Origin of the sequence: Synechococcus sp. CC9616 (assembly GCF_000515235.1) — a bacterium.
In the GTDB taxonomy this organism is placed as follows: domain Bacteria; phylum Cyanobacteriota; class Cyanobacteriia; order PCC-6307; family Cyanobiaceae; genus Parasynechococcus.
In genome coordinates, this window is the sequence record NZ_KI911558.1 from 1954681 (window position 1) to 1977680 (window position 23000).

Genomic DNA, 23000 nt, shown 5'->3' on the forward strand with positions numbered 1-23000 from the left:
AATTGAATAATAAAAGTTAGTCAGATTGGCCGAGATAAACTTCAATCACTTTTGGATCAGCTTTAACTTGCTCCAAAGTTCCTTCTGTTAACTTTTGACCTTGATGCAATACGGTGACTGGCGCTCCAAGATCGCGAATAAATTCCATATCATGCTCAATAACAACCACGGTATGTTCCCCGGCTAGAGATTTGATCAACTCGGCCGTTTTATTGGTTTCATCGTCTGTCAAACCAGCCACAGGTTCATCCAACAAAATAATGTCAGGAGACTGTGCAACCAGCATCGAGATCGCCAACCACTGCTTCTGTCCGTGAGAAAGAGAACCTGCATCAGCCTTCGCAAATGGAGCCAGACCGACATAGTCCATCAAACGATGCACCTCATCTTTCACAGTGCTATTGAGTTTTTCAAACATCAATTGGAATGGAGCCTTGTTAGGCGAAGCTGCTAATTCTAAATTTCTTGCGACTGTGAGATGTTCAAAAACACGTGGGGTTTGAAATTTACGTCCAACACCAAGATTTGATATTTTCTGCTCAGATAACCCTACAATACTGGAGCCACGTAATGAAACAGAACCCTTGGTTGGTTTTACTTTACCAGTGATTACATCTAGAAAGGTCGTTTTACCGGCACCGTTAGGACCAATAATCGATCGCAACTCACCATGCTCAAGAGCAATCGATAGATCTGTGAGTGCGAAAAATCCATCGAAATCAACACTTACATCACTTAGTTCAAGGATTGGGGTGGACATAGTTTTGGGTGCAAAGTAAGAGCGGAAAAGATAATGTTAAAAATTTGAAATCATCCTGTATACCCCTGATCTAAATCAGCCTTGGGATATGTTGGTGATTTTTTGGCAATACCGAAGGCAGCAAGCATTGTTTGTAAACCTCCATTCTTAAACCATCCGTAGATTCCGTCAGGCATCAGTGTGACGACAAAGATAAACAACCCACCCTGAACAAACAACCATGCTTCTGGCAATGCTTCACTCACAAGGCTACGGAGATAGTTAACAAGAACAGCTCCAATAATCGGACCAATCAAGGTACCTCTTCCTCCGACAGCAACCCAGATCACCATTTCAATAGACATTGAAATGGCCATGTACTGCGGTGAAACAATGCCGGATTGGATGGTATACAAAGCACCGGAAACACCAGCCAAACCTCCAGCAACCAAGAAAACAATGACCTTAAAAGGAACAGGGTTAAAGCCACTGGAACGTAAGCGAGCTTCGTCGTCTCGAATACCGATGAGGGCATCACCAAAACGGCCACTAGTAAGGAACTTGCAAAGCAGATAAGCAAACGGAAGTAAGATTAAAGTAATTCTATAAAAAATAATTTGAGCATCATCAGAACCCACAATTAATCCAAAAATTTCAGTCGTACTTGTTTTCAGCCCATTGGTACCATTAACAAGTTTTTGTTGACCATTGAAGAAATGGTAAAACACCATCAACGATGCCTGTGTGATGATCGAGAAATACACACCTTTGATGCGGTTTCTGAAAATCAAGTAGCCAACCAAACCAGCCACAATTGCTGGTATGAGCCAAATCGCAATCAGAGTCCAGGGAAAAGACCAGAATGGCTGCCAGAAGAAAGGCAGATTGTCGACACCGTAATTCTCAAAGAATTTAGGAAGCCCATTGGCACCCGTCGTGAAATCGTTCTGGGTGACGAGCAACAGGTGCATACCAATCGCATACCCGCCAAGAGCAAAGAAGATTCCTTGACCCAGACTGAGGAGACCTGTATATCCCCAGATCAAATCGATACCTAGAGCAACAATCGCTAGTGAAAAATATCTACCAAAGAGATTCAAGCGAAATTGTGAAAGAATTGCAGGTAAAACGAAAAAGGCAAAAGCAAGAAGGAGCCAGGGAATTAGCTTTTTAAAGAGTTTCATGGTGATTTAGAAGATAAAGATCAGGATTCAACAGATCGTCCCTTCTGGGGGAACATACCTGTAGGCTTGAATTGAAGGAACGAAATAATAAAGATGAATATCAGCACATAAGACATACTTGTGGTGGCGAAGAACTCAATAACTGCAGATGCAGGATTAGGAATATCAGGGAATGCAATCAAGATGGCACCTGAGCCGATAATTGATTGAATAATGCCCAACATCATGGATGCGATCACCGTTCCCACCAAGTTGCCAACTCCTCCCAAAACAATCACCATGAAGCAGGAAACGATATAAGCAGCTCCAAGATTTGGGCCAACTGATCCAAGCAAAGTGATTGCACATCCAGCAACTCCTGCCAGGCCAGAACCAATACCAAACGTGATGCTGTCAACACTATCTGTAGGAATGCCCAGACAATTACTCATCTGCCTGTTCTGAGTCACCGATCGTATACGCAGTCCCCAAACGCTTTTGGTTAAGAACCAAGCAACAAAAGCCAGAAGAAGTGCTGAAAGGATAATGATAAAAATTCTGATGCCTGGTAGCTCAATACCGGCAATGGAACCCCAACTTCCCTGCAACCATTTCGGTGCAGTCACATCAATATTTCGTGGTCCAAACCAGGGCTTTGCTAATGCTTTTGAACCAGATAAGGCGGTAATGGTTACGAATCCAATAATTGCAGAAACAACCCAAAAAATTCCAGAAAGATATGGATAAAAAGCAGCACGTTTGAGCGCTTTTGGTGAAAAACGTGACGCTAAGAATCCAAGTACAACAGCCACAACGATTCCAATCGTCATGCTCGTAGAAACACTACGGATGAACTGAATCAAAACCAAACTCACACCCCAGGTTGCAAGGAGCGTTTCGAGAGGGCGCCCATACAACTGGCGAATCAACGTGCGCTCCAGCAAAACACCGACGATTGCTGTAATCACAAAGGAAAAAACCAATGCAAATAGGTAGTACAGCTGAAAAACACCCTCGCCTAACGGACGAAACATGTTCTGCGTGACAAATGTCACATAGGCTCCAACCATCATCAACTCGCCGTGGGCGAGGTTGATAACGCCCATCAAACCGAAGACAATGGCAAGACCTGTCGCTGCTAAGAGGAGTACCGATCCAATACTCAGGCCATCAAGGAGTTGAGAGAAAATTAATTCCATCGGTTCATAGAGAAAAAAAGTGGGCCTACATGTAATTGTGACCCACTCGAGAAACTATTTCAGATGTAAAAATTACATCTTGGACTTTCCGGTGCCTGGACGATCAGGTGTCCATTTTGAACTTTCCAGCGTCAGGGCGATCAAGAGTCCAGTCGCACTTGAAGCCTTTGGTTTCAGGCACGTACTGGTTCCAGGTGATCGGTGCAACGGGGGTTTTGCTATCCCAGAGGATCTCAAACTGACCATTCTCTTTTGCTTGTCCGATACGAACCGTCTGAGAGATGTGGTGATTGGGATACATCTCAATCGGGCCCTGAGGAGCATCGAGTTTGATACCGATCAGTGCATTTCTGACAGCATCAAGATCCTCGAAGGTACCTGCTTTCTCAACGGCAGCCTTCCACAGATAAACCATGTTGTAGGCCGATTCCATCGGGTCGTTGGTCACCCGTTCGTCGCCATACTCCGCAAGGAATGCATCGTTGAACGTATTGGAAGCCTCGGTTCCGAGGGACATGAAGTAGTTCCAGGCGGCATACGTGTCACCCACATACTCAGGTCCGATCTGACGGATCTCCTCTTCTGCGATGGAGAAGGACATGATCGGGTACTTATCAGGAGTGATACCCGCAGCCTTGAACTGCTTGAACAGTGCGACGTTGGAGTCGCCGTTCAATGTATTGATGATGATTCCGCCATCAGGGAACTCCTTCTTGATCTTGGCGATGATCGGAGCAACTTCTGTGTTGCCAAGAGGAATGTAGTCCTCACCGACGGTTTCACCACCGAGGCTCTTCACCTGTTCTTTGATGATGGTGTTTGCTGTGCGTGGGTAGACGTAGTCGGAGCCCACGAGGTAAACCTTCTTGCCGTATTTGTCGGCAAACTGCTCGAAGAGCCAATCCACAGCAGGTTCTGCCTGCTGGTTCGGAACTGCACCTGTATAGAAGATGTTCTTGGAGCACTCCTGACCTTCGTACTGAATCGGGTAGAAGAGGAAGTGATCTTTTGCTTCATACACGGGAAGCATGGCCTTACGGCTGGCAGACGTCCAACCACCGAAGACAACGGCGACACCATCAGCGTCGATCAGCTTCTGAGATTTCTCAGCGAAGGTGGGCCAATCAGAGGCACCGTCTTCAGAGGTGTAAACGATCTTGTAGCTCTTGCCGTCAACGGAAACACCGCCTGACTCGTTGATCTCCTTGATGGCAAGTTCCTCGACCTCTTTCAAGGTTGTTTCGGAGATGGCCATCGTTCCACTGAGGGAATGAAGGATGCCAACTTTGATCTCTCCATCAAATTCGGCGCCACCGCCGCCATCGCTAGCGGTGTCACCGCCGCCGCCACCTCCGCCACAGGCGGTGATGGTTACGCCAACTGCTGTCGCAGCAAACGCTGCCAGCAAACGCTTTGATAGTGCAGAAGTCATAAATAAGAACACACACTGTGGTGAATGCGCCGTGAGGCGAAACGTGACGGTATGAACCAGATATGACAGCCTTTGTATCATCAGCAACCTTTTGGCAACTGCCGCGCTCAAGCGGCTGTATTCGGTAACTGTTGCAACACAAACGCGACGACTTTTTCGAAACCCTCACCATTCGACAGATTTGTGAAGCACCACGGCCTGTTGCCTCTCATTCGGTCGGTATCCCGTTCCATCACAGACAAATCAGCCCCAACCATGGGAGCCAAATCAATCTTGTTGATGACCAGCAGATCGGATTTGGTGATTCCCGGTCCACCTTTTCGGGGAATCTTGTCACCGGCAGCCACGTCAATGACGTAAATGCACAAATCCACCAGCTCTGGACTGAAGCTGGCGGCGAGATTGTCGCCACCGCTTTCCACTAACACCACATCCAGGTGGGGGAACTGTGTTTCGAGTTCCGCCACGGCGGCACGATTAATAGAACAGTCCTCGCGAATCGCGGTGTGAGGACAACCACCTGTCTCCACGCCTCGGATGCGATCCGGCTCCAGAGCACCGGCTCGCGTCAAAAAGAGGGCATCCTCCTGGGTGTAGATGTCGTTGGTGACAACGGCGAGCTGAAGCTGGTTTCGCAAGCGGCGGCAAAGAGCCTCCACAAGAGCCGTCTTTCCAGATCCCACAGGACCAGCCACACCGAGACGCAGCTTGCTGCTCATCAACTTCGAAACAAACGTGAGTACAACTCAGCATGGGCAAGCTGAGCCATCGATGCACCGACCCCGTGGCTCCAGAGCTGCCTGGGGTCCTGCAACTGCAGCCAGACAGCCTGCTCAGAGATGAGCGGCAGCAGGCGTTGCTGCACGACCTGCGCCCTGGAGGGACCCAGTGGCAGCAACCGCACCGCCGCACTGAGCTGATTGGCCACCCATCCGTAGAGATAACCCTCAACCATGTCGGACTGGGAGACGTCCAGCGCGACTGCGGACCAGGCCCATGCTGATGGCCAGCTCAGCGGCGTCGCCTGGGGCAGCGGATGCCCCATCTCCTTGATCAGCTGAAACAGCGATGCACCCATCTGGGTCTGCTGCGAGCGCACCTCAGAAGACTCACGGTTCGCCAGCAACCAGGAGTCCTGATCGATCAGCCACTGCCGTGCTTGCTGATCACCGTGAGCCCTCCATTGCCGCAGGGCATCCGACAGGCCCTTAAGCGCTGCCGCCTCGAGGCGAAGCGCCCCATGCCGCAGTTCAGCTTCCAGCCAGTCCTGAATCTGACGCTCATCGCTGAGAGTGGCGGCCTGAATCAGTACCTCCAGACCTTCGGAGTAACTGAAGGCACCAACCGGCAAGGCCGGACTCACAAGCTGCAGCAGGGACAGTGCCGACATCAGTGATAGTGCTGTTCATAGGCTCCGCCCTCCGGCTGGAATGGCTGCTCACAGGAGCGCACTTGCAGGCCTCGTCCCAGCAGCATCGACGCCAGTACGGGATCATCCAGAAGCAGCAGTCGATCCGGCTGCAGGTCCAGCGCCACGTGGCGATTGCCCAGGTGATAGGCAGCTTGAAGCAATTGCAGAGGCGACTCCGCCCTCACCTCCAGAAGCTTCTCCTTCGCAGCCATCACACGAACAAGATTGAAATCCTGACTGTCGGAAAGAAGATCACCGGGAGCCAAAGGGCCCTGCCTTGGCAATTGCAACAACACCTCCTGACCACAGAGCGTGCGACGACGACCTCGCAACGACGTGCGCTGCTCAGCCGTAAGCGGCAGCTGCATGCCATGTGCAGCGCCCGAGCGCTGACCGTGACACCGCTCAAGCACAATCACCGTCTCGCCCATTCCCGTCGATCCAGGTTCCGTGAGCCTGCCCAGCTCGACCCTCTCATTTGGTATGGATCGCTACCGATTGGTGCGATCGACCGTGCCGAATGTGGTCTCCACACAACACGTCGATGAACGGCCCTGACCCGTGGCATGGCTCCTGCCAGCTGCAGTTCCTCAGAACAGAGCATGGAACCATCCACCAAGGTGGCTGCAGCGCACCTTTCAAGTTGCTCAGGTCAGATCAGGGGGACGATGGCCGCTGCGAACTGCCGTTGCTCCACACGGCCGGCGGACTGGTCGGCGGTGATCGTCTCAACATCGATCTGACGCTCAGGCCCAACAGCCGAGCACTGATCACCAGCGTTGCCGCTCAAAAGGTGTACGGCTCAGTGGGACGCAGCCAGCTGCATCCGCAAGGCGCTTGGTCTTACCAGAGCGTGACGGGCTCACTACAACCCGGCAGCGACCTGGAGTGGTTACCCCAGGAACTTGTGCTCTACGCCGACGCACTGCTGGAGCAGCAACTCAGGGTGACATTGCCTCTGGATGCCTCATTTCTCAGTGCAGAGATCGTGCGCCTGGGACGGACCGCGGCGGGCGAGAGCCTCGAGCGAGGCTGCTGGAGATCCAGCCTGGCCTTGCAGCGCAGTGATGGCGATGACCACCACTGGGAGATGGTTGATCGACTGGAGCTGGGCGGCAGCAGTCTCGAGAGCGTGCACGGCCTTGCCGGTGCACCGGTCTTCGGAACCCTGGTTTGGGCAGCACCGATGCATCTCGACAAAACAACGATGACCTCCTTGCTCGAAGGGGCCCGGGAGGATCGCTGCGGCCTCGCAGGAGTGATGCACTGCGGTGCACTGCGACAGGGATTGGTCGCCCGGTACACCGGCCACTCCAGCCGTGATGCACGATTCTGGTTCAGCCGGATCTGGTCCCGAACCAGATCCCTGCGAGGACTTCAGCCAGCCCGAATTCCACGTGTCTGGCCTTTGCAGGAAGAGCCGTTACGACGACAAACGTTCACATCAAACGCTCAAACGGCAACAGCAGGGACAAACTGAAAAAGAGCGAGGCTCTCCATGTATCTCAGTCCGCAGGAAAAGGACAAGCTCCTGATCGTGACCGCTGCACTACTGGCGGAACGCCGCCTTGGCAGGGGCCTAAAGCTCAACCATCCCGAAGCTGTGGCCTGGCTCAGCTTTCTTGTTCTCGAAGGTGCCCGTGATGGCCGAACCGTTGCCGAACTGATGCAGGACGGCAGCACCTGGCTGAGCAAGAACCAGGTGATGGAGGGGGTCTCCGAACTGGTGCACGAGGTGCAGATCGAAGCGGTCTTCCCGGACGGCACCAAGCTCGTCACCCTGCACGATCCGATTCGCTGAGGCACTACTCAATGTCACCCTTGACTCCCGGCGAACTGCTCGCTGAACCAGGCGAACTCGAACTCAATGCGGGACGCCCTGTCACCACCATCCACGTCGCCAACAGCGGCGACCGTCCGGTGCAGGTGGGATCCCACTTCCATTTCTTTGAAGCCAACGCTGCCCTGCAGTTCGATCGTGCAGCCGCTCGCGGACAGCGGCTCGACATTCCAGCCGGAACGGCGATTCGATTTGAACCGGGTGACAGCCGTGACGTGAATCTGATCCCCTTCGCCGGCGATCGGCGTGCCATCGGCTTCAACGGCCAAATCAACGGACCCCTCGACGCCTGATCCATGCCTTTCCGCATCTCCCGCCAGGCCTACGCCGAAACCTATGGACCCACCACCGGGGATCGGCTTCGACTCGCCGACACCGAGTTGATCCTCGAAGTGGAAAAGGACTTCACCGTCTACGGCGATGAAGTGAAATTCGGCGGCGGCAAGGTGATCCGTGACGGCATGGGCCAGGCCCAGACCTCACGAGCTGACGGTGCCGTCGACACCGTGATCACCAATGCCCTGATCCTCGATTGGTGGGGCATTGTGAAAGCCGATGTCGGCCTCAAAGACGGCCGCATCGTCGGCATCGGAAAAGCTGGAAACCCCGATACCCAGGAGGGGGTCACTGTTGTTGTGGGCCCTGGAACCGAGGCAATCGCTGGAGAAGGTCACATCCTGACTGCCGGCGGCATCGACACTCACATCCATTTCATCTGCCCCCAGCAGATCGAAACCGCCCTCGCCAGTGGCGTCACCACTCTGATGGGCGGCGGCACCGGTCCAGCCACCGGCACGAACGCCACGACCTGTACACCCGGCGCCTTCCACATCGGCCGCATGCTTCAGGCGGCTGAGGGTCTGCCGGTGAACCTCGGATTCTTTGGGAAAGGCAACGCCAGCACAGCAGAGGCTCTGGAAGAACAGGTTCGAGCCGGTGCCTGTGGCCTGAAGCTGCATGAGGACTGGGGCACCACGCCAGCAGCAATCGATGCTTGTTTGTCCGTGGCTGATCGAATGGATGTGCAGGTGTGCATTCACACCGACACCCTGAATGAAGCCGGCTTCGTCGAAGACACGATCGCCGCCATCAAGGGACGGACGATCCACACCTTCCACACCGAAGGGGCTGGCGGTGGCCATGCCCCGGACATCATCAAGATCTGCGGGGAAGCGAACGTTCTTCCCAGCAGCACCAATCCCACCAGGCCCTACACCCGCAACACACTCGAGGAGCACCTCGACATGCTGATGGTGTGCCACCACCTCGACCCGAAGATTCCCGAGGACGTGGCCTTTGCTGAATCACGGATCCGCCGCGAAACCATTGCCGCCGAGGACATCCTCCATGACCTGGGAGCGTTCTCGATCATTGCCAGCGACTCACAGGCGATGGGCCGGGTGGGTGAGGTGATCACCCGCACCTTCCAGACCGCTCACAAGATGAAGGTTCAGCGCGGCGCGCTTCCGGAAGACAACGCACGCAACGACAACCATCGCCTCAAGCGCTACATCGCCAAGGTGACGATCAATCCAGCCCTGGCCCATGGCATCAGCAGCCAGGTGGGGTCCGTCGAAACCGGCAAGCTGGCGGATCTTGTGCTCTGGAAACCAGGCTTTTTCGGGATCCGACCGGACCTGGTCCTCAAGGGCGGCTCGATCGTCTGGGCTCAGATGGGCGATGCCAATGCCTCCATTCCCACGCCGGGGCCAGTCCACGGGCGTCCCATGTTCGGCGCCTTCGGCAAAGCCCTGGCCTCCAGTTGTCTCACCTTTGTGAGCCAGGCAGCGATGGACCAGGACATCCAACGTCAACTCGGGCTTGAACGGACCTGCATGGCGGTGCAGGACACACGGAGCATCGGGAAAAACGGCCTGAAACTTAATTCAGCATTGCCTTCCGTGAGTGTGGACCCGCAGACCTATGAGGTCTTCGCTGACGGAACGCTGCTCACCTGTGATCCCGCGGAGGAACTTCCGATGGCCCAGCGCTATCTGCTGCTTTGACCTCAAGGCACCTCTTTCAGGCCCGGCTCCACTTGCTCTAGCTGCTCCATGGTCAGGACGGAACGGAGCAGCAGCGTTAAGGGGTCGGAGCCGACACTGAAACTGCCGTTACCAGAAGGAGCCAGGGATGGTGTCGACGTGCGGCCGGCCAGATGTTTGTCGAAAAACAGCTTTGCCATTCCCCTGAGCTCAGTGCGAGCCAACGGCTGATCAGGTCCGGTGATCACTGGCGGCAGAGATGACGTGGCATCCAGAAACGAGAGATGGGTGCCGTTGTTCTGAACAGCCAAAACGGAACCCGGCTGTCGAATCGCGGTGAAAGGACTGAGCTGCTGCGACACCGGCGGTGCAAACACATCGTTCATGCCGGCGATGACCAACATCGGAACCTCCAACTGAGCCATGGAGGCACTGCTGAAGATGGGATTGGTCACCGGGTTCACCGCAACAGCCGCCTTGACGCGAGAGTCTCGAAAACTCGTGCGCTCCACCACCCGATTGGGAGCGGTGCACTGCCAGACGATCGCTGGATTCAGCACCACCGTGTTCGGATCATCGAGCTGACGGCATCCCTGCACGAGGTGTGGCCAATCGAGCGATGCCCCAGCCAGGGCGGTCACGGTGTATCCACCGAGGGACTGACCGAGAACACCAACGCGCTTGGTATCCACACGGGTTCCCCAGCGCAGCTCTACCTGATCAATCAGTTCGCTGACGGTGGTTGGTTGGCGATACCAGGCATTCGCAGGGGGAATGGCTCCTTTTCCCTCGATCGCTGCAGTCACCGTGTCTGCACTGGTGAAAGGCAAGTTGAGAGCTGCTACGGCATAGCCGTGACTGGCAAGCGTCTCACCGACGTACAGCAGCGCATTCATGTCGGTGTTCAAACCAGGAACGAGAACCACCAAGGGCGCCTTGCTGTCAGCCGTTGCGGTGGTTGGCAGATAAAGCGCGGACTTGATGCTCTTGGCGACACGACCCGCGAACGTGAACGGCAGCTGCTGAAATCCGATGCTTCCTTTCACAGCCGCCAAGTTGAGATCAGGTCCGCTGGCAGGTGATCCAGACAGTCCCGACAACCGCTCAAAGAGCTTGTTCTGAAGGTTGTAATCCTGCCTGAGTGTGCGCAGAAGAGAGGTCAATGCGCCAACCTTGATCGGGAGGTTCGGTAAGGGATAGGCCTCCAGCACAGGGATGATGCGAAGGCTTCCAGATGTTGAGGCTCCGAGAATCAAGGCGGAGGTGAGCGCATTCTCCGCAACCTTCGATGGCTGATTGATCAGCTTCGCAAGTTGCTGGATGGTTCGTTGACCCAGCGCTGTTCCGAGGTAATCCGAAGCCATCACGGCATTCACCGGAGCTGACTGGTTCAGGGCCCCGCGCAGCGCCTTTTGCTCGGATGGCTTCAGTAAACGGAGGGCCTCGCGCAGTTCAGGAGCGGGAGGATCACCCGCTGCAAAAACGGCAAGCTCTGAAATCGATAGGGACCGTTCGAATTCACCCAACTGGAAACTGATTCGCTCTGCACACAGGGCAGGTGCAGCGAGTGCAAACAGGCCAATCACTGCCAGAAATGAACGCTTCATGACATCGACACAGTTGTGGGGACCCTAAAAACAGCTCGCGAATGTGTCATCCGACTGTGAGAGGACTCCATGCCGTCGACGGTTCAAGCGACTGATCAGCCGTTCGGTAGCTGTTGCAACCTGCAACTATCGTTCAGCACTTTTTGATGTGATCGAGACTTCGACTGGTGATGTTCACTCAGTACCGGCCGACACAGGGATATGACGAATACTTTTGTCGAAAACGCTTGGCACCCCGGGCCGATCTGGAGCCGCTGCTCTCCACCCTCGGCCAACTCGGTCTGTCGGAACTGAATCGATCCCATGCATCCGCCAGCCATCTTCTGCGCCGGCTGGGCGCAACTTTTCGACTGAATGACAGCGGGCGACTGGGCGGAGAACGAATCCTTCCGTTCGATCCTTTGCCACGGCTGATTCATCGCAACGACTGGTCAACGCTCGAGCAAGGCCTGTTTCAACGCCTCGAAGCCATTGACCTGTTTCTGAACGACGTCTACGGAGACCAACACATCCTCAATGACGGCGTCATCCCCCGTGAAGACGTGGAAAGTTCCCAAGGATGGCGACCCCAGATGAAGGGCATCCAGTTACCGCTTAATCGCTGGTGTCATATCTCAGGCCTGGATCTTATTCGCGATGGCGAGGGCACATGGAGGGTTCTGGAGGACAACCTTCGATGCCCATCGGGCGTCGCCTACTTCCTCGAGAACCGACGGGTGATGAAACGGCTGTTTCCAAGTCTGTTTCGAACGCGAACGGTTCAACCGATCGACGACTACCCCTCACACCTCCTGAGAACTCTGCAGGACCTCGCACCATGGAGTGATGCACCCAAGGTTGTCTTGCTGACCCCTGGGGTCTTCAATAGTGCCTATTTCGAACACAGTTATCTCGCTCAACAGATGGGGATCAGCCTCGTCGAAGGCAGAGATTTGATGTGTGAAAACGGCCGTGTCTGGATGCGCAGCACAGCTGGACTGGAAGCAGTGGATGTGATCTACAGACGGATCGACGATGACTTCCTCGATCCAACTGTGTTTCGCCGTGACTCAATGCTGGGTGTTCCGGGAATGATGGAGATCATGCGAAACGGACGGCTTGCCATCGCCAACGCTCCTGGAACAGGCGTTGCCGACGACAAACTGATCTATGCCTATCTACCGACAATCATTCGTTATTACATGGATCAAGAACCAATTATCGAAAATGTTCCAACATACTTATGTTCAAAACAAGATGATCGGAATTACGTCCTCGAGCATTTAAAGGAACTTGTGGTCAAATCCGTAGCAGAAGCGGGTGGCTATGGCATGTTGATTGGCCCACATGCATCATCAGAAGAAATCGAGAGCTTTGTCGCAAAGATAAAAGCTAATCCTCGTAATTTCATTGCACAGCCCACATTGCAATTATCCACTGTTCCCTCACTTAGCAATGGTGAATTGTATCCCTGCCATGTTGATCTACGACCCTATGTCTTACGCGGACGCAACAACTGGGTGAGCCCGGGCGGCTTGACGCGTGTCGCTTTGAAACGTGGATCCTTGGTTGTTAACTCCTCTCAGGGTGGTGGCTGTAAAGACACCTGGGTCGTCAGCGACAGTCAAGAGGCCGCATTGTGCTGAGCCGAGTTGCGGACTCTTTGTATTGGATCAATCGTTACGTTGAAAGAGCGGAAAACATCTCGCGTTTTCTTGAAGTCAGTGAGTCAATGGCTCTGGACTGTCCACCAGGAAGTGCCGAACCATGGTTGCCCTTGATCGATGCCAATGGAGATCGAGATTTTTTTGACCAACGCTATCCCAATGGTTCACCAGGTGATGTGATGACATTTCTGCTCTTGGATCGGGATAATTCCAACAGCATTGTGAGTTGCATCGACAATGCCAGAGAAAACGCAAGACAAATCCGAGATGTGATCACCACGGAGATGTGGGAACAGCTCAACGATCTCTACTGGACTGTTCAAGATGGTGAAGCCTTGTGGCAGGAGCCAGATCAAGAACAGTTGCGGATCATTCGGCGCGGTTGTCAGCTTTTTTATGGGATTACAGATGTCACGCTGAGCCGAGATCAGGCCTGGCTATTCAGTCAACTTGGTCGCCTCATTGAGCGAGCCGACAAAACATCCAGAATCCTCGATGTGAAGTATTTCTTGCTTCTCCCAACACCAACAGAGGTTGGTGGTGTTCTGGACGAGCTGCAGTGGATTTCACTTCTGCGCACAGCAGATGCTTATCAGATGTACCGGCAGAGCGTGCAGCAATCAATCACACCAGCGTCCGTCGCTCGATTTCTACTTTTAGACCCTATTTTCCCAAGATCTGTGCGCTTCTGTCTTCAGGAGATCAACGACACATTGCGACAGATTCAACAACAGCCACGATCAGGTCCCCCAGATGATCTGGAATGCTTGCACGGTCAGCTGCTGGCGAAGTGGAGTTATGTACGCATCGATCTGTTGATCAAAAATGGGCTGCATGAAGCGATCGACCAACTTCAGAGCGATCTCAACCAACTCCACCAACTGATTCACGACAACTACTTCGTTGTCACGGATTTCGGCTCCGTTCCCAGTGATCCCTCATGCGCGCTCAGCTAGTCCATCGCCTGACCTACACCTATGACGCCCATGTGAGCCTTGGTGAACAGCGGCTGTGTTTACGTCCAAGAGGACAAGGCCATCAGCGCTTGATTGAGCATCGCCTGACAGTCACTCCACAACCGTCCCACAGTCATGACCTTCTTGCTGCGAGTGGCGATGCCATCCAGCGTGTGCGGTTTCTTGCTACCACCGATCAACTCAAGATCGAGGCCAGCAGCCTGGTGGAAACCATCTCATCAGCACCCCTGCTGGACTGCTTCAACGGATTGGAACCTCCGCTTCCCTATCCAAAAGGTCAACTGAATTCAGATCTACAAGGAGCTTTGGCGGGCTGGCTTCCGAACGGACAGCACGACCCATCTGCCGTTGAGTTAGCGCAGGACGCACTGATGGGAAGCAACCAACAGGCCATTCCCTTCCTGCAACAGCTGATGGAGATGATTCAGGATCGCGTCAAGTACACCAAACGCCATGTTGGCCCAGCATGGCCAGCAGGTCGAACGCTGAGGGAGCGCGTGGGCTCATGCAGGGATTTGGCATGGCTCATGGTCGAGTCCTGCAGAACCGTGGGATTACCGGCTCGCTTCGTCAGCGGATATCACCTGGCCGATCCAGCACCGGACAACTACGACCTGCATGCCTGGGCTGAGGTTTATCTCCCGGGCGCTGGATGGCGGGGATTTGATCCGAGCGCAGGCCAGGAAATCAACGATCGTTACATCGTCTTGGCGACATCATCAAAACCAGTCTTAACAGCAGCTGTCAGTGGGACATTCAGTGGGCCCCCTGGTACAAAAAGTGAGCTGATCTGGTCGATCAAGGCAACGGTTGATGGTGGCCAAGCAACGCCATCGTTAACTACAACCGCTCAAGCCGCTTGAAGCTCAGGCCAGAGCTGTGGCTTTGGAGCTGATACAGATGTAACGGCCATCAGCGCAGGAATATCGGCACTGTTGTAAACACGGAATTCATCAACCAATGACACCCCAGGCTCACGCACGGCTTGATTGAGAACGACAGAGCCATCGGGATCAGAGATCGAACGATGAAAAGTGCCGGGTGGGATGCGAAGAATATCTCCACCGCTGTCCAAACGGACGATATGAAACGGGTCGGACCAGGCCAGATTCACCAGATAAAACGTGCGACCCCCACTTGCAGCCAGAAGATTGTCTTCTTGGTGCGGATGAAGATAGAACTGCCAAGCTCCAGTCTTGGGGTCGTCAGGAGGGCTGACTGCGGGCCCGGAGTGCACAACAAGGTCCCTGGCGTTGGATGAACCCACCGTCACATCGAAAAATCTGACGGCTGGAGTATCCCGGAAACGCTTGCATGGCAAACGTTCAAACATTGATTTAACCCGTAAAACCAGAACCGAAAACTCTTTAGAGAACAATCCTCAAGAAGGCCGTCGTCGTTGCGACGGTTTTCACACGAAACTGGTCTGATGACATTTCAAAGATGCCCGAGCGACCCGTGACCATCAGGCGACGCTCCTTTTTGCTCGGCACAGGACTGACAGCCCTAGGCCTGACTGGCGACAACCTCGGGGCATCCCCTGCCGAAGCGCAGGAAACGCCACGGTCGTGTCGTCCTGAGGATCCCCTGCAAGCGTTGAAACAGGGCAACGAACGCTTTGCTGCCGTTTGGCAAAGCAAGAACAGGGCTTCAACAGCAGACGAGAGGGCCAAGGTGATGGCCAGCATGTGGCTCCACAACTGCTTTCTGCCATCAAGCGTTTTAGACGAAGGGCAGGCACCTTGGGCCACGATCCTCACCTGCGCGGATTCACGCGTCTCTCCGGAATGGGTTTTCGACGCTGCCCCCTCTGATCTGTTCGTCATCCGCAGCGCAGGCAACACGGCGTTTGACGAAGCCATTGCCTCGATGGAATACAGCGTTGATGTTCTTGAGACCCCGCTGATCATGGTGATGGGCCACAGTTCGTGTGGCGCAGTGGGTGCTGCTCGGAGCAACAGACCCCTGAGCCCACTGCTGGAGCGGCTCGTGGATCCAATCCGACGCTGTCTCAACCCGGAGGAAGACCTGGAGGCGTCGGTGAAACGCAATGCCTTAAATACGGCTCAGCAATTGACCAGGAAGAGTGAACTACTAAGAAAGGCAGTGTCCGAAAACAAACTCCGGATCGTTGTCAGTTATTTCAATATTGGCGATGGCATCGTGAACCTGGTCTGAGAGGATGGCCTTACTCTTACGAACACGATGCGGCAAATGTGATGACTTAATTCAATACCAAACGAGCATCAAAAAAACACTCTGGATTCATGCATGCCCTCACAAAACAGCAAGCACATACATCATTAAAAACCTCAGACGAAACAAGTCATTGCTATAGAAATATGGCACTCTTATTGCGCAAAACAACATAAAAAACTCGCATCATCTTATTCACAAAGACTGGAACTACTTCGATCAGCAACTCAAAAATATTCCCCGAAAATTCATCAGTGCCTACTAAGCAGAGAAACTCTGCTTACACGAATAGTAAAGCCAAGTTTTTTGAACCCTTGATCGACCTTGCTTCGCAGAATGGTTTTCGATTGAGTCTGATCGTTGTCCTCCGGGATCAGGCAGATTGGATTCATTCAACGTCGCGCATCAAATACACCGCTTTCAGGAAAAGGGCTCATTCAGTCAGTACAGAAAATCCATTCAAAAACGCAACCGTTTCAGCGGCGTCGATTACACCAACAAGTTTGAGGCGATCACATGCAGCCCTGAGATCCAAACAGTTTTTATTCCATTAAGTAGCAGAGCCAGGATTACAGATCCGAATCACATCTGAACAGTCAGCCACCTAAGTAAGCCATTTCTTGACGACGTTGTCCGTGGCTTGAGCAACCTCGTTCCTCGCTGTAGCGATCCTCGCGAGCGATCCAGAGGTCACGAATTGCATTCATTAATCCGTCCTCATCAATCAGAGGCTGAAGCCAGGGACGCAGATCCTTTCCCTGAGTTGCAAAGAGGCAAGTGAAGGCCATCCCATCGGCAGCCACCCTGAGCCGGTTGCAATCACCGCAAAACGGTTCACTAATCGAGGCGATCGTGGCGACCTGACCTTTCCCGTCGCTGAAACGCCAGCGGTTGGCGGTGCTGCCAACGGCTCGTCCCATGGGTTGAATAGCCCAATGTTGACGGACCCTGGCCAGCATCTCGGAAGCCGTGAGCACCTGGTCCTGATGCCAGTCGTTGCGATGCCCAACATCCATAAATTCGATGAACCGCAACTCGATGCCATAACGCCGGGCCAAACGAGCCAACGGAATCAGCTGATCCTCGTTGTGGTGTCGCTGGATCACGCTGTTGATCTTGAGTGCACCCTGGCTGGGGTCAAAACCTGCATCCAACGCGGCATCTAAACCCGACAGCACCCGATCAAACAAATGGGCCGCGGTGTCCGGCATTCCTGCCATACGAACGAACCCATCGCTGTCGGCCGCATCGAGACTCAGGGTGATGCGATCCAAACCCGATTGACGAAGAGCGAAGGCTCTCTCTCGGCTGAGCAGGACTCCGTTGCTGGTGAGGGCCACCTCCTGGAGACGAGACAAGGGATCCTGTGGATCAGAACGGCCAAGTGTGATCGCTTGCAGCAGGGGTTCCAGCTGATGGCTCAACAAGGGCTCCCCGCCGGTTAAGCGCAGAGACTGCAGCCCCAGCCGGCATGCAGCGCGGATCACAGCAATCTGCGCCTGGAGATTCAACCGATTCGACGGTTCATCATCAGAGGGACAGCAATAGGTGCAAGACAGGTTGCAGCGAGCTGTCAGCGACAGGCGCAACACGCCCAGCGGACGCCCAAAACGGTCCTGACTCTGACTACACGTGCTCATCAGACAAGGCTGCCAAATCCTCCGGACAGTTGGCATTGAGAAGTGCTTGAGCAGGCAGCGACACGGGTCGGTACGGGATGCAGTTCAACCAGGCATGCCAACTCCATTCTTCTCCTTTCAATTGAGAAACAAGTGTCGACTGGAAAGGCGAACCGGACGGGTAAATCCCCAGAAGAGGCTGCAATTGCTCTCCGTCATGGGCCACAGCCGCAACTTGAGGTTCCATCGCCCAAACCTTGATCAGACATCGCAGAACCTCCGTGGTGAGTCTTGGCATGTCGACGGGCAACACCATCACAGGTTGATTCATGTCCGGCGACAGAACCTGAGCCATTGCCTGCAAAGGGCCGTTGCAGGAACGCGGATCCTGGAGAAATGAGACCCCATCGCGACAACGAACCATCTCTGCATGATCTGCATGACCGCTGACAACCACAACAGGCAAGGCAAGGGCGGAGAGCTGATCCAGAAGAACTGTCAACCAAACGCCGCCTCGTGGATGCGGCATCAGAGCCTTATCCCTACCCATCCTCCGGCTCATCCCACCACAAAGAAGACAGGCTGAAAGGCGAACTTCGCGTCGATGTTTTGGAATAACAACCATTGAAGTAGCAACCGCAACAAAAACAGGGTCGACAAAGAATGCTGATCAACAGAATTAGCAAGGCAAATGTTTGAACTGAACCTGAGCGAAGGCATTCAGTAACAAAGGCCACATTTCAAGAGCCTCCGGAATTGTTTACTACTCAACGTTGGGCGGACAATTTTTCAGGACCGTCTCGTCAAACCACGGGTGCTGCACTTTTGAAACCCGGGGCTCAAAGTATCTTTTACCCATGCTTGGCGACCTCTGGTCATTCCAGGGGAGATATAGAACTCTTCATCTCACCTGGTTCGCCTTTTTTCTGACGTTCGTCGTCTGGTTCAATCTCGCCCCTCTCGCGACAACAGTTCGAGCCGATCTGAACCTTGATATCGGTCAGATCCGCACCGTTGCCATCTGCAACGTGGCCCTCACCATCCCGGCCCGCGTGCTGATCGGGATGCTCCTAGACAAATTCGGACCCCGGATCACCTATTCCTCGATCCTGGTCTTCTCTGCAATTCCCTGTCTGCTGTTTGCTTCAGCGCAGGATTTCAACCAGCTCGTCGTCGCTCGACTGCTGTTGTCCATCGTTGGTGCCGGCTTCGTGATCGGCATCCGCATGGTGGCCGAATGGTTCCCGCCAAAAGAGATTGGATTGGCCGAAGGCATCTATGGCGGCTGGGGCAACTTCGGCTCCGCTTTCTCGGCCCTCACCATGGTGGCCCTCGCTGGCTTCCTCTCCTTTTCAGGGGGATTCACACTTCCCACAGGCGACATTCTGAATTGGCGCGGTGCCATCGCACTCAGCGGCATTGTTTCAGCCGTGTACGGCGTCTTCTACTTCTTCAGTGTTACTGATACGCCACCAGGCAAAAGCTATCAACGTCCAGCAAGAACAGCAGGCCTGGAAGTCACCTCCATTCGTGATTTCTGGGGTCTCATCGGAATGAATGTGCCCTTCGCAGCCATTCTCTGTGTGCTGTGTTGGCGTCTAAAAAAGGTCGGTTTTCTCACCGAATCCACCTATCCCCTGGCTCTTGCAGCCGTGGGTCTGTGGTTTGCTTTTCAGACGTGGGGAATCATTCGCACCAACCGCGAATTGCTCAGCGGATCCAAGATCTATCCGAAAGAAGACCGCTACGAGTTTCGACAGGTCGCCATTCTCGAGCTCACTTACATCGTGAACTTCGGCTCCGAACTGGCCGTGGTCTCGATGCTGCCGACCTTCTTTGAAACCACCTTCGATCTGCCGAAGGCCACTGCCGGCATCCTGGCCTCCTGCTTCGCCTTCGTGAACCTGGTGGCCCGCCCTGCCGGTGGTCTGATCTCCGACAGCGTTGGCAGTCGCAAGAACACCATGGGCTTCCTCACCGCCGGTCTCGGCGTGGGTTACCTGGTGATGAGCATGATCAAGCCGGGCACCTTCAGCGGCACCACCGGCATCATCGTGGCCGTGTTGATCACCATGCTCGCGTCGTTCTTCGTGCAGTCCGGTGAAGGCGCAACCTTCGCGCTTGTGCCCCTGGTGAAGCGTCGTGTCACCGGACAGGTGGCTGGCCTGGTGGGCGCTTACGGCAACGTTGGTGCTGTGACTTACCTGACCATTTTCAGCCTCCTGCCGATGTGGATGGGCGGCGGCGGTGAACCCACGCCTGAGGTGATCGCAGCCTCCAACAGCGCCTTCTTCCAGGTGCTGGGCGTTGCCGGTTTGATCGTTGCTTTCTTCTGCTTCTTCTTCCTCAAGGAGCCAAAAGGATCCTTCGCAGAGCTGCACGAAGGCGAAACGGCCTGAACCATCTCTTTCCGCAACATGCTGATGTTGCTCAACGACCCGGAGCTTCGGCTCCGGGTTTTGTTCTTGTTTCAGTCCCCGCATGTCGAACTCACCCCGCAGCGTGCGCAGCCAATGCCCTTACTGCGGAGTGGGCTGCGGTCTTGAGTTGATGCCTCCAGCGGTCAAAGGCCAGGCCGTGAAACGGGACGCTGAAGGCAATCCGATGTGGACAGCCCGGGGAGATCGGCAGCATCCCTCCAATCTCGGGCAGGTTTGCATCAAAGGGGCCACCGTCGGCGAAACCCTGGCCCCTGGAAGGCTGCGCCAACCTCTGTTCCGCAAAAAGCTCGAGGACGACTTCGCACCGATCAGCTGGAACGAGGCCCTCGAAACAATCACCGGACACATTCAGGCGAGCGTGACCAAGCGCGGCAACGCCGATGGCATCGCCATGTACGGCTCCGGTCAGTTCCACACAGAGGACTACTACCTGGCCCAGAAACTGCTGAAAGGCGCACTGGGCACCAACAATTTCGATGCCAACTCGCGCCTCTGCATGAGCTCAGCGGTGGCGGGCTATACCCGCAGCCTGGGATCCGATGGTCCTCCCTGTAGCTACGAGGACCTCGACCACTGCACGGTGGCGTTTCTGATCGGCACCAACACCGCCGAGTGCCATCCGGTGCTGTTCCAGCGCCTGCTGAAGCGAAAACGAAAAAACCCAGGCAGCGTGAAGATTGTGGTGGTGGATCCACGCCGCACCGACACCGCCAAAGCCGCCGACATCCATCTCCCGATTGCACCGGGCAGCGACCTGGCTCTGCTGCATGGCATCGCCCACCTGGTGCTGCGGGAGAACGGCCAGGATCCGGCCTTCATCGACGACCACACCGAGAATTACGACGCCTTTTTTGACGTCGCCGCCCGCTGGACCCCAAGGCGGGTTGCCCTGCACTGCAATATCCCCGAAAAACGCCTGCGGGACGTAGCGCAGCTGTTTCATCGACGCGAGAAGCTTCTCAGCCTCTGGTCGATGGGGGTGAACCAACGCCGTGAAGGAACGGCGGTGGTGCAGGGATTGATCAACCTGCATCTACTCACCGGCCAGATCGGCAAGGAAGGGGCCGGCCCTTTTTCCCTCACCGGCCAGCCGAATGCCATGGGCGGGCGCGAGGCCGGAGGGTTGTCTCATCTGTTGCCGGGCTACCGGTTGATTACCGATGCGGATGATCGTGCCGAGGTTGAGCAGGCCTGGCAGCTGCCCAAAGGATGGATCAATCCAAAACCAGGCTTGGCGGCATGGCAGCAGATCGAGGCGATGGAACAGGGCGCACTGGATCTGTGGTGGGTGGCTGCCACCAACCCCCTGGTCAGCCTCCCCGATCTCGAGCGGGTGAAGTCAGCCATGCACAGGTGCCCACTGGTGGTGGTGAGCGAGGCCTACGCCGACTCGGAAACCTCGCATTACGCCCACCTGCTGCTGCCAGCGGCCCAGTGGAGTGAGAAGGCCGGTGCCATGACCAATTCCGAACGACGGGTGACCTATTGCCCTGCCTATCGACGCCGATTCGGCGAAAGCCGGCCCGACTGGGAGGTTTTTGCTGACGTGGGGCGCCGCTTGGGCTATGGCGAACATTTCAGCTTCGATTCAGCGGCCGCGGTCTACGCCGAATTCACCGCGCTGACCCGAGGACGCCTCTGTGACGTCAGTGGACTGAGCCACGAGCTGCTTGAACAGGACGGACCCCAGCAGTGGCCTTACCCCCATGGCAGCACCCCAAGCACAGTGGCGAAACGCCTCTACGAAGACCATCAGTTCGCCACCCCCAGCAAACGCGCCCGCTTCAGCACCGATCAACCGCTCGGGCTGGCGGAACCCCCCTGCGAGACCTACCCACTGGTGCTGACGGTGGGCCGCTACCTGGAGCAGTGGCACACGATGACGCGCACCGGCAAGGTTGAGCGGCTGATGAAACAGCATCCCGAACCGCTGCTGGAGATTCACCCAGGTGACGCGCAGGATCTGAAGCTGATCAACGGCGAACTGGCGGCGATCAGCTCGCGCCGCGGCCACCTCACCGCCACTGTGAAAGTGACTGATCGCATTCGGCGTGGATCGGTCTTCTTGCCGATGCACTGGGGATTCACCCAGGAGAAGGCCTGCGAGGCCAACACCCTGATGCACGACGAGGCCTGCCCGGTGTCGAAGCAGCCAGAACTCAAAGCCTGTGCAGTGATCGTGGCACCGGCCGTTTCGGTGGTGAAGCCCGTTGAGCAGCAGAAAGGCAGGCTGGAGGCTCTGCGGCGGCTGATTACACCAGCACTTCGCTGAAGGCCGCCTCAAGGTTGTGGTGATCGTGCCCCGGCCTGGCCAACTTGCACAACGCAAAGCGATCCAACTCACTGAGCAGGGCCCATTGCTTCAGCGACAGCTGCACACCCCGAGCCGTGGCCGCCTCTTGCACCGCAGCAGGCAACTCCTTGACCTGTTGCCAGGGGGCGCTGCTAACGAGTGGCAGATCCCTAGCCATGCCATCGGCCATGGTGCGCGTGCAATCGCGCAGGTGTTGGCGAAGCTGCTCAAGAGCATCGGCCCCGTCCGGCCAATCCACAAGGGTTTGGCGTTGATCCTGGGAGAGTTGCAGCCAGTGACTGAGCTTTAACTTCACCCCACAGAGATCGAGTTTGCGACGCACACACAGCGGGATACAGCGCCAGTTGCCGATGAAATCCTGCTCAAAGGCAAAGCAATGATTGGCGGAATCACATCGGCTGGACATCAAGCAAAGCCTTGATTGGTGTCAA

General features: G+C 55.2%; 22 protein-coding genes. 10 read left to right on the plus strand and 12 right to left on the minus strand.

From position 1 onward, the window contains the following. Window positions 1–16: 16 nt before the first annotated feature. From urtD to ureE, 7 genes are all read right to left on the minus strand, one after another. Window positions 17–760, minus strand: coding sequence for an urea ABC transporter ATP-binding protein UrtD (urtD, locus tag SYN9616_RS0111225; RefSeq protein WP_028953164.1), 744 nt, complete (start codon window positions 758–760; stop codon window positions 17–19). A gap of 50 nt (window positions 761–810) precedes the next feature. Continuing rightward, window positions 811–1923 carry an urea ABC transporter permease subunit UrtC gene (urtC, locus tag SYN9616_RS0111230; protein WP_028953165.1) on the minus strand — a complete coding sequence of 371 codons (1113 nt, stop codon included), beginning with the start codon at window positions 1921–1923 and terminating at the stop codon, window positions 811–813. Between the two features lie 20 nt (window positions 1924–1943). Beyond that, complete coding sequence (gene urtB, locus SYN9616_RS0111235; RefSeq protein ID WP_028953166.1) at window positions 1944–3101, minus strand: urea ABC transporter permease subunit UrtB; 1158 nt, start codon at window positions 3099–3101, stop codon at window positions 1944–1946. A gap of 103 nt (window positions 3102–3204) precedes the next feature. Then, window positions 3205–4533, minus strand: coding sequence for an urea ABC transporter substrate-binding protein (gene urtA, locus SYN9616_RS0111240; protein WP_028953167.1), 1329 nt, complete (start codon window positions 4531–4533; stop codon window positions 3205–3207). Window positions 4534–4640: 107 nt separating this feature from the next. Then, entirely contained in the window at window positions 4641–5252 is a 612-nt protein-coding gene (gene ureG, locus SYN9616_RS0111245) for an urease accessory protein UreG (protein WP_028953168.1), read from the minus strand. Beyond that, window positions 5252–5923: an urease accessory protein UreF gene (locus tag SYN9616_RS0111250; RefSeq protein ID WP_028953169.1), complete on the minus strand. Its 672-nt coding sequence runs from the start codon at window positions 5921–5923 to the stop codon at window positions 5252–5254. Before SYN9616_RS0111250 ends, ureG begins: the two co-directional genes overlap by 1 nt. Beyond that, the gene (ureE, locus tag SYN9616_RS0111255) at window positions 5923–6375 is read right to left on the minus strand and encodes an urease accessory protein UreE (RefSeq protein ID WP_028953170.1); all 453 of its coding nucleotides are present in this window, start codon (window positions 6373–6375) and stop codon (window positions 5923–5925) included. Before ureE ends, SYN9616_RS0111250 begins: the two co-directional genes overlap by 1 nt. 113 nt (window positions 6376–6488) lie before the next feature. Between ureE and SYN9616_RS0111260 the strand changes: the two genes are divergently transcribed. From SYN9616_RS0111260 to ureC, 4 genes are read left to right on the plus strand one after another with little or no spacing between them, the layout of a single operon-like run. Next, on the plus strand, window positions 6489–7424 hold the full coding sequence (locus tag SYN9616_RS0111260) for an urease accessory protein UreD (RefSeq protein WP_028953171.1): 936 nt from the start codon (window positions 6489–6491) through the stop codon (window positions 7422–7424). A gap of 18 nt (window positions 7425–7442) precedes the next feature. Then, window positions 7443–7745, plus strand: a complete 303-nt coding sequence (locus SYN9616_RS0111265; protein WP_028953172.1) for an urease subunit gamma — start codon at window positions 7443–7445, stop codon at window positions 7743–7745. 11 nt (window positions 7746–7756) lie between these two features. After that, window positions 7757–8077 (plus strand): urease subunit beta, encoded by a 321-nt coding sequence (locus SYN9616_RS0111270; protein ID WP_028953173.1) that lies wholly within the window; start codon window positions 7757–7759, stop codon window positions 8075–8077. A 3-nt stretch (window positions 8078–8080) separates the two neighbouring features. Beyond that, a complete protein-coding gene (ureC, locus tag SYN9616_RS0111275) occupies window positions 8081–9790 on the plus strand; it encodes an urease subunit alpha (RefSeq protein ID WP_028953174.1) in 1710 nt (569 codons plus the stop codon). Window positions 9791–9792: 2 nt separating this feature from the next. Here ureC and SYN9616_RS0111280 read toward each other — a convergent pair whose 3' ends face one another. Further along, window positions 9793–11376, minus strand: coding sequence for an alpha/beta hydrolase (locus SYN9616_RS0111280; RefSeq protein WP_051411026.1), 1584 nt, complete (start codon window positions 11374–11376; stop codon window positions 9793–9795). 170 nt (window positions 11377–11546) lie between these two features. On the opposite strand from SYN9616_RS0111280, the gene SYN9616_RS0111285 reads away from it, so the two are divergent. Genes SYN9616_RS0111285 through SYN9616_RS0111295 form a run of 3 tightly spaced genes read left to right on the plus strand, consistent with a single transcriptional unit; the run spans window position 11547 to window position 14862 of the window. Then, the gene (locus tag SYN9616_RS0111285) at window positions 11547–13001 is read left to right on the plus strand and encodes a circularly permuted type 2 ATP-grasp protein (protein ID WP_028953176.1); all 1455 of its coding nucleotides are present in this window, start codon (window positions 11547–11549) and stop codon (window positions 12999–13001) included. Next, window positions 12995–13978 (plus strand): alpha-E domain-containing protein, encoded by a 984-nt coding sequence (locus tag SYN9616_RS0111290; protein WP_028953177.1) that lies wholly within the window; start codon window positions 12995–12997, stop codon window positions 13976–13978. Before SYN9616_RS0111285 ends, SYN9616_RS0111290 begins: the two co-directional genes overlap by 7 nt. Further along, window positions 13963–14862, plus strand: coding sequence for a transglutaminase family protein (locus SYN9616_RS0111295; RefSeq protein ID WP_028953178.1), 900 nt, complete (start codon window positions 13963–13965; stop codon window positions 14860–14862). Before SYN9616_RS0111290 ends, SYN9616_RS0111295 begins: the two co-directional genes overlap by 16 nt. Here SYN9616_RS0111295 and SYN9616_RS0111300 read toward each other — a convergent pair. After that, complete coding sequence (locus SYN9616_RS0111300) at window positions 14850–15332, minus strand: hypothetical protein (protein ID WP_028953179.1); 483 nt, start codon at window positions 15330–15332, stop codon at window positions 14850–14852. The two genes, SYN9616_RS0111295 and SYN9616_RS0111300, sit on opposite strands and share 13 nt — an antisense overlap. Before the next feature lie 110 nt (window positions 15333–15442). Here SYN9616_RS0111300 and SYN9616_RS0111305 point away from each other — a divergent pair, with 110 nt between their 5' ends. Continuing rightward, complete coding sequence (locus SYN9616_RS0111305) at window positions 15443–16177, plus strand: carbonic anhydrase (protein WP_051411027.1); 735 nt, start codon at window positions 15443–15445, stop codon at window positions 16175–16177. A 614-nt stretch (window positions 16178–16791) separates the two neighbouring features. Here SYN9616_RS0111305 and SYN9616_RS0111310 read toward each other — a convergent pair. Beyond that, on the minus strand, window positions 16792–17835 hold the full coding sequence (locus SYN9616_RS0111310; protein ID WP_028953181.1) for a GTP 3',8-cyclase MoaA: 1044 nt from the start codon (window positions 17833–17835) through the stop codon (window positions 16792–16794). Next, window positions 17822–18439, minus strand: a complete 618-nt coding sequence (locus tag SYN9616_RS0111315; RefSeq protein ID WP_071991459.1) for a molybdenum cofactor guanylyltransferase — start codon at window positions 18437–18439, stop codon at window positions 17822–17824. Before SYN9616_RS0111315 ends, SYN9616_RS0111310 begins: the two co-directional genes overlap by 14 nt. A gap of 232 nt (window positions 18440–18671) precedes the next feature. Between SYN9616_RS0111315 and SYN9616_RS0111325 the strand changes: the two genes are divergently transcribed. Then, on the plus strand, window positions 18672–20213 hold the full coding sequence (locus SYN9616_RS0111325) for a NarK family nitrate/nitrite MFS transporter (protein WP_028953183.1): 1542 nt from the start codon (window positions 18672–18674) through the stop codon (window positions 20211–20213). A gap of 82 nt (window positions 20214–20295) precedes the next feature. After that, the gene (locus SYN9616_RS0111330) at window positions 20296–22527 is read left to right on the plus strand and encodes a nitrate reductase (RefSeq protein WP_028953184.1); all 2232 of its coding nucleotides are present in this window, start codon (window positions 20296–20298) and stop codon (window positions 22525–22527) included. On the opposite strand, the gene SYN9616_RS0111335 is transcribed toward SYN9616_RS0111330, so the two are convergent. Beyond that, window positions 22508–22975, minus strand: coding sequence for a nitrate reductase associated protein (locus SYN9616_RS0111335; RefSeq protein ID WP_028953185.1), 468 nt, complete (start codon window positions 22973–22975; stop codon window positions 22508–22510). The genes SYN9616_RS0111330 and SYN9616_RS0111335 overlap by 20 nt on opposite strands. Window positions 22976–23000 lie beyond the last annotated feature (25 nt).